1 protein-coding gene is annotated in these 689 nt (G+C 51.5%); it reads right to left on the bottom strand.

The annotated features are described in order from the left end of the window. Positions 1–689: VaFE repeat-containing surface-anchored protein (locus ABRP84_RS11245; protein ID WP_349853834.1), on the bottom strand; the 689-nt coding region annotated here is incomplete at both ends.

Genomic DNA, 689 nt, shown 5'->3' on the forward strand with positions numbered 1-689 from the left:
GTCAACTCCTCAAAGGCAACCGCAGCCTCAACCGGCTCCGTCACATCACTATCAACAGTGATCTTCACATCAACCGTGCCAGCAGACTCCTCCGGAGTAAAGGTCGTCTCACCCTTACCCAGAACAGTCTGACCATCAGCCTTGCTAATCAACTCAGCCTGCAGCGTGTATTCCTTACCAGGAACCAAGCCCTCATAGCTGACCTCATCAACAATCTCAGCACCAGCAACAACCTCATGCGAACCCTGAGCAAAATCAGCATTCGTCGAAATCTCCGGCTTCAGATCCTTCTTAGAGTCATCAGAGGTTACGGTCTGATCCTCATCATTGATGTCCTTGTGCTCAGCAATCTTATTCGGCTTCTCAGCATCCGGAGTGTCCTCACCCTCAGCGTCAACCTCAGTAGAGGTCAACTCCTCAAAGGCAACCGCAGCCTCAACCGGCTCCGTCACATCACTATCAACAGTGATCTTCACATCAACCGTGCCAGCAGACTCCTCCGGAGTAAAGGTCGTCTCACCCTTACCCAGAACAGTCTGACCATCAGCCTTGCTAATCAACTCAGCCTGCAGCGTGTATTCCTTACCAGGAACCAAGCCCTCATAGCTGACCTCATCAACAATCTCAGCACCAGCAACAACCTCATGCGAACCCTGAGCAAAATCAGCATTCGTCGAAATCTCCGGCTT

It is taken from the genome of Corynebacterium sp. KPL2861, assembly GCF_040225475.1.
GTDB lineage: Bacteria > Actinomycetota > Actinomycetes > Mycobacteriales > Mycobacteriaceae > Corynebacterium.